4 protein-coding genes and 1 riboswitch are annotated in these 6,737 nt (G+C 53.0%); of the genes, 1 reads left to right on the forward strand and 3 read right to left on the reverse strand.

Translation table 11 applies throughout. The features are described from left to right. Together ACP5D4_RS13405 and ACP5D4_RS13410 are read right to left on the reverse strand one after the other, a co-directional pair. Positions 1-1,115, reverse strand: a 1,115-nt coding sequence (locus tag ACP5D4_RS13405; protein ID WP_428012126.1) for a hypothetical protein, incomplete at its 3' end; no start/stop codon positions are given. Positions 1,116-1,213: 98 nt separating this feature from the next. Further along, on the reverse strand, positions 1,214-2,014 hold the full coding sequence (locus ACP5D4_RS13410) for an ABC transporter ATP-binding protein (RefSeq protein ID WP_428012127.1): 801 nt from the start codon (positions 2,012-2,014) through the stop codon (positions 1,214-1,216). 277 nt (positions 2,015-2,291) lie between these two features. Next, positions 2,292-2,434: riboswitch (cobalamin riboswitch) on the forward strand. 333 nt (positions 2,435-2,767) lie between these two features. Between ACP5D4_RS13410 and ACP5D4_RS13415 the strand changes: the two genes are divergently transcribed. Then, entirely contained in the window at positions 2,768-5,044 is a 2,277-nt protein-coding gene (locus tag ACP5D4_RS13415) for a TonB-dependent receptor (protein ID WP_428012128.1), read from the forward strand. Between the two features lie 351 nt (positions 5,045-5,395). On the opposite strand, the gene hcp is transcribed toward ACP5D4_RS13415, so the two are convergent. Further along, positions 5,396-6,737 (reverse strand): hydroxylamine reductase (gene hcp, locus ACP5D4_RS13420; protein ID WP_428012129.1); only part of this gene is annotated, 1,342 nt, incomplete at its 5' end.

The following is a 6,737-nucleotide window of genomic DNA, read 5'->3' on the forward strand; positions in this document are numbered from 1 at the left end:
TAGGTGGGTTCTTCGTAGGTGGGTTCTTCGTAGGTGGGTTCTTCGTAGGTGGGTTCTTCGTAGGTGGGTTGAGGGGGTGGCGGCGGTGGCGTCGCTTCTCGAGAGCCTTCGTCGGCGATGTTGGCGCGGATGTTGAATTCTTCGAGATCGGTTTGGTAGTTGGCTTCGCGGGCGGTTTCTAAGGCGGCGCGATCGGCGGCTTCGTTCCCGCTGGATTGGATGATTTCGTAGTCGTATTCGCCGCGATCGTTACGACGGGCGCGAATGAGGGCGTCTCGTTCGATCGACTCCTGACTTTCGTCTTCGTAGCTTCCCTGACAGCCTCCGACGCAGGCGATTCCGGAATTATCCTCGCCGTCGCTGCTGGGGGCGGGAGGCGGTGGGGTTGCTTCTCCTTCCGGTTCGGGGGGGGTGGTGATGGCTTGTTCGGTTCTGTTTTCCCCGATTTCGCCGGATTCTGGACTGTTTCCACCTTCGGAGTCGGAGGCTTCTCCGCCGCCGCTTGCGGAACTGTCGGTTGGCGCACCGCCGCCGCTTCGGGATGTCGAATCGTTAGATGGCGAACCTGTTGATACAGGGGTGTTTGATGAATTTCCCTCTGACGTTTCGCCTTGGGTGGTTTCGCCTGGGGTGGTTTCGCCTGGGGTGGTTTCGCCTTCGGTGGTGGGGCGAGTGGCGTTGTTGTTGTTGGTTCCCAACGGGAATCCGGATTGTGAAGCGGGTTCGGAGGCGGGGGTGGAACGGTTGGAGTCTGAAGGGCGACGGGTTGGGGCGATCGCTCGCTCCTGACTCGTCTCGCTCGCCTGGGTTCTCGTCTGAGGGGCGGCGAAGGTGGTGCTGCTGGAGGATTCGACGGAAGCGCTCGATTGGGAAGGGTTAGAAGGGGTTGCGCTGGGGGCGTCGAGTTGGGGTGAGGGGGGAGAAGAGGATCGATCGAGGACGACGATTTCGATGGGTTCGGATCGATCGATCTCTCGGTTGGACGCGATCGATCCGAGAGAAAGTGCCGTCAAAACGACTCCGTGAACGAGTAACGACCCGCTCAATCCATACAGTAAAATTTTTTGGGAAGATTTACGATTTTTTGAGTAGACTTTTTGAGTGAATTCGTCCATTTCTAGACCATCTCGTCAATTTTCAATACAATTTTTTAATTCCTTAAAAATTTTTTTAATCGACCCTCCACCCATTTAAAACACCCTAAAAAAATGATTCAAATCGTTAACTCTGCTGTTTTCGCGGCTCTCAATGGATAAACCTGCAATCCTACCGGGGTTGAAATCACAGTTGCCTCGACGCCAAACACTAACTTAATGTTTTCGGGAGTCAGAACTTCCCGCGAGGTTCCCACCTCAACCAACTGACCGTCTTTCATTAAAGCGATGCGATGGCTGTAGCGAGCCGCTAAGTTAATATCGTGCAGCACCGTCACGATCGATAAACCCTGTTTTCGATTGAGAGAATCGAGTAAATCCAAGAGTTCGAGCTGATAGCAAATATCGAGGAACGTCGTCGGTTCGTCGAGTAACAAAACTTGAGGGTTTTGAGCTAACGCCAAGGCGAGAAACGCTCGCTGTCGCTCGCCTCCCGACAACGCAGCCACGGGGCGATCGGCGAAGGGGGAGATTTGGGTATATCGCATCGCTAGTTCCACCCAATAGCGATCGTCTGGGCTGAGTTCCCATTTCCACCAGGGTTGATGGGGCGATCGACCCGCACTCACCAACTGACGCACCGTCATTTCTTCGGGAAGTTCCGCCTGTTGCTGGGGTAAAAACGCGATTTGACGGGCGAGTTGTCGCGGCGTAAACCGTTCGATCGCCTTTCCGTCGAGCGAGATCGCGCCCCGTTCCGGCTCGAGGAGGCGACTCAACAACCGCAGGAGCGTCGATTTTCCCGAACCGTTCGCCCCCAGAATCGCGAGCCATTCTCCCGGTATCACCGTCAACGAGATATCTCGAACAACCGGATGGTTGGGATATCCTCCGGTAAGCTGTCGGGCAGCAATTGACATTACCAAAATACCGATCGATAACGCGAGAAAGACTTTGAGTTTACCGCAAGGAATATTACTCGGTCTATTTTTCTAAGTCTATTCATAACTCTATTGTGAAAGCAACGGTCTCTAGGTGTCAATTCAATTTACGTTTTGGGAACTTGACAGATGGAGTAAGTTTGACCGCCCCTCATACTTCGAGACGCCCTGGGAGATCCCCAAAAAATTAAAGTCCGTAACGAATTGTAAATTCATTGAAGCGTGGCTGAATTATTCTAGCGAGAACCATTTTCGTGGTACACTACAGCCAGTCGGTTCTGGTGGGGGTCAGCCACCAGAGGTAACGGGGAAAGTTCGGTGAAAATCCGGCGCTGTCCCGCAACTGTGAGGAGATGCGAGTCTCTAAGTCAGGATGCCCGCCGTCTGAAAGGTAGCTTTGGCAAGCATCTGCGAGGTACAGATGGAAGTGAATTCGAGTCTTTTTCGATTTTTAATATTTCGCTGGGGGGCTCAGCACTCGCTGAGTCTTGAAACGACCGATTGTCGGTGGTTTCGCATGGTAACGCCTCGCAAAAATTGCTAAGCTGCTCTGGCGAGTTTTGCAGTTCGTTCCCCCCATTCGTTAAAGTTTAACGCTCGAGAAACAATGCCTTCTCGAGATGTTTTTTGATCGCAATTTCATGAGCGATCGCAGGCTAATTTTGTTTGAATTTTTGTAGCCCAGATTAACGGTCGGTCGTCAGATCGATCGCCTGTCATTGTCGATAAAAAATGCCAAAACCTACCCGTTTGAACGAACGTTCCATCTTCCCCATTTATCTCCGTTTCCTGAGTGCGAGTACCGCCGTCGGAGCCATATTAGCCTTCAGCCAGTTGGCGGTGGCGGCGTCAGACGCTCAGTTTTCAGACGCTCAGTTTTCAGACGCTCAGTTCTCGAAATCTCAAGTCTCGAAACTCAAGGATCGATCGCCAGTTCCCGATTCCAAGACGGTGGACGCCGAGACGGTAGACGCCGAGGCGGAGGAAACTCAACTGCTCGAGATCGATCGCGATCCTGCAAACTTGACGTTAACACCGACGTTGAATCTGGCTCAAACCCCGGAATCCGAGATGGAACCCGAGACAGAGGAAACAGACACCGAAGAAGAGATTCCCGAAGTCGAAATCTACATCGATCGCATTCTCACGCAACCAGTATTTGCACCCTTTCGTCTCGAAGGAACCCTACAAGACTCCTCTCGTCCCGTGTACGTGGTTCCCCGCGAACAACTCGAAATCCTAAACGCCGTCACTATCGATGAAGCCTTGCGGTTTCTCCCTGGAGTTCTCAGCGACGGAACCTCCGGCGGACAGGTGGGTTCGGTGAGTTCGCAATTTATCCGAGGCGGCGATTCCACCCAAACCCTCATCCTCCTCAACGGACGTCCTCTCAACGATTTAGGCTTTGGCGGCGACTTCGACTTAGCCACCTTCACCACGGATTTCGTAGAGCGTTTGGAACTGGTTCCCGGCGGAAGTTCGACGCTGTACGGTTCCGGTGGCGTCGGGGGAACCCTGAACATCGTCACCCAAGAGCCGACAGAAGAGCCGCAATTCAGCGTTCGCGGCGGGTTCGGAAGTTTCGGTTACAACCAGCAAAGCGTTCGCAGCAGCGGAACCGTCGGCGATTTCGGCTGGGTTGTCGGGTACAATCGAACCTATTCCGAAAACGATTTTCCCTTTGAACTCGAATCGATCGACTTCAGCGGAACCCGCGACAACGCCGAAGTCAATTACAATAACGTCGATGTCAAACTGACCGCCGATATCGGCGATCGCAACCGTTTGACCTTTACCGGATTGTACCTCTCCCGCGATTTAGGAATTCCCGGCGGCGTTCCCACCGACGCCGGAAGCCTCGGACAATTCAACAGTTTGACCCCAGACGCACAGCAATACACCGAAAACTGGCTGTTCGATTTACTGTGGGAATCGCAACTCAACAGCGACGGCGACTCCTTATTAACCGCTCGCGTTTACACCGACGTACTTGACTATACCTTCCGCAATCCCAACACCACCCGCGACGAGATCGATCGCACCGCCTTCGGCTTCCAACTCCAGCATAGCTGGCAACTCGCCGACGCTCACAACCTCACTTACGGCGCCGATTTTCGCACCGTCAATTCCGAAAACAACACCTTTAGTTTCTTCACCGGAGAAAGTCGAGAAAACTACGACGACAACATCGACCAAGGGGCAATTTTTGCCCGCTACGAACTCGATATTACCCCCGATTTCACCGCTCACGTCGGCGTCCGCCAAGACTTCAACAGCCTCGAAAATGGTTCCTTTACCTCTCCCAGTGCGGGGTTCCTGTGGCGAGTCACCGATTCGACCCGTCTACGAGCGAACTACGCCAGAAGTTTCAACGCGCCGTTAATTTCAGAAATCGAAGGTTTAGCCTCGTTCAACGTAGAAGGAAACCCCGACTTGCGACCGGAACGAGGTAACAGTTTCGACATCGGCCTCGACCAAGAAATTGGCGATTTCGGACTGTTTCGCCTAACGTTTTTCCTCAACCGAATTTCCGAACTGGTAGCGTTTGAATTCGGATCGCCCACGAGTACCTTTACCAATATTAGCGAAGTCGAAACTATCGGACTGGAAGCGGATTTAAATATCAAACTCGCTCAAAACTTCTTTGCCTTTGCGAATTTGACGCTGAACGATACGCGAATTATCGAAGACCAAAACGAACGCATTGAAGGCAATGATTTAAGTTTTCGAGATGGAGACAGTTTCAATTTAGGCGTCGCTTACGCTCGTCCAAACCGGTTTTACACCGGTGTTTTCCTCCATCACATCAGCGAGGTCTTCGTTGATAACGCCAATACGGAAACCTTGGGGAGTCGTACAACGGTCGATTTAAAAGCTCAAATTCCCTTTAGTGAAAACGTGCAACTCAACGCCAGCTTGAACAATTTGTTTGACGAACAGTACGAAGTTTATCCCGGTTTTCCGGGGTTGAGTCGGAACTTTCAAGCGAATTTGAGAGTGACGTTTTAAGAGTTGTTAGGGTGCGCGTAGGGTGCGTCAGAGGGAAAACCGATAACTGTTCGGATTACACTGCTCAAGCTGACGCACCTTTAAGGAGGTTCGTGAAAGATGTTTGATGTTGGGTTTCGCTTTCGCTTCACCTAACCTACCCAAATTTAAAAATTTCCTGATGCACCTTTAAGGAGGTTCGCTCCGCCCCCATTAACGCGTTGTCGGCGTGTCTCCCGTAAAACCTCCCTGTCCTCAGTGTCTCTGGGGTGAAAACACTCGATTCTCTCCCCAGAAAAAAACGGGAAAGCCAATCGACTTTCCCGAAAAGAGGAGTTGTCCGGTTCCTAGAGGAGAAACTTGAGGCGAAACTTAACGATTCAAGCAGGCGGCCAAATCTTCATCCGGCGTCGTAATCTTCTGCAAATGGTAGGTTTGCGACAGCAACTCAAACACCTTGGGCGAAATGAACGCCGGAAGCGTCGGACCGAGGCGGATGTTTTGAATGCCCAAATACAGCAGCGTCAGGAGAATCGAAACCGCTTTCTGTTCGTACCACGATAACACCATCGACAGGGGTAACTGGTTGACGTCGGTCTCGAAAGCGTTCGCCAACGCCAGGGCGATTTGAATGGCGGAGTAGGCGTCGTTACACTGTCCCACGTCCATCAGTCGGGGGATTCCGCCGATGTCGCCCAAATCTTTATCGAAGAAGCGGAACTTCCCGCAAGCCAGGGTTAACACCACGCAGTCGTCGGGAACGCGTTCGACGAACTCCGTATAATATCCCCGTTCGGTTTTCGCCCCGTCGCAACCGCCGACGAGGAAGAAATGGCGGATTTTGCCTTGTTTGACTGCTTCGACGACGGTATCGGCGACGCTGAGAACGGCGTTTCGGGCGAATCCGGTGGTGACGGTTTTCACTTCGGCGGGTTCTTCGGTAAAGCCAGCCATCGCTTCGGCGATATGGATGACTTGGCTCAAATCCTGCCGTCGCAAGTGTTTGAGGTCGGGATAGCCCACCGCCCCCAAGGTAAACACGCGATCGCGATAACTGGGTTTGGGGGGCATCAAGCAGTTTGTCGTCATGACGATGGGGCCGGGAAACTCGTTAAATTCGCGAGTTTGGTTTTGCCACGCGGTCCCGTAATGACCGTACAGATGGGGATATTTCTGTTTCAGTTTTGGGTAGCCGTGGGCGGGTAAGAGTTCGCCGTGGGTGTAAACGTCGATACCGGTTCCGGCGGTTTGTTGCAGCAGGGCTTCAACATCGGCTAAGTCGTGACCGGAAATCAGAATCGCTTTTCCGGGGCGAGGTGTGATGGGAACTTGCGTCGGAACGGGATGTCCGTAGGTTTCGGTGTTGGCGGCGTCGAGGATTTCCATGGCCACTAGGTTGATTTCCCCGAGTTTTAAGGCAATCTGTACCCAATCGTTGAGGTCGAGGTCGCGGCGTCCGAGGGCAGCGAGGGCGTCGTAGAAGAAATCGTAAACGCGATCGTCTTGATAGCCCAGTTCGGCGGCGTGGTGGGCGTAGGCGGCGATGCCTTTCAAGCCGTAGAGAACGGTGAGTTTCAGGGAGAAGACATCGACATCGCCCGTTCCTTGGCTGATGAAGTTGTATTCGGCGTCTTTGCCCTGTTGGACGAGTTTTTCGAGGCTGTCGGCGGGTTGGAAAATGGCCACGTCCGACCATTCGATGTCTGCGGGAAGT

The sequence above is a fragment of the Baaleninema sp. genome (genome assembly GCF_049974805.1).
Lineage (GTDB): Bacteria > Cyanobacteriota > Cyanobacteriia > Cyanobacteriales > Geitlerinemataceae > Baaleninema.

Excerpts from the sequence above, each read along its gene's own strand:
- ACP5D4_RS13410 (WP_428012127.1), bottom strand. The coding sequence starts at position 2,014 with ATGTCAATTGCTGCCCGACAGCTTACCGGAGGATATCCCAACCATCCG.
- ACP5D4_RS13415 (WP_428012128.1), top strand. The coding sequence starts at position 2,768 with ATGCCAAAACCTACCCGTTTGAACGAACGTTCCATCTTCCCCATTTAT.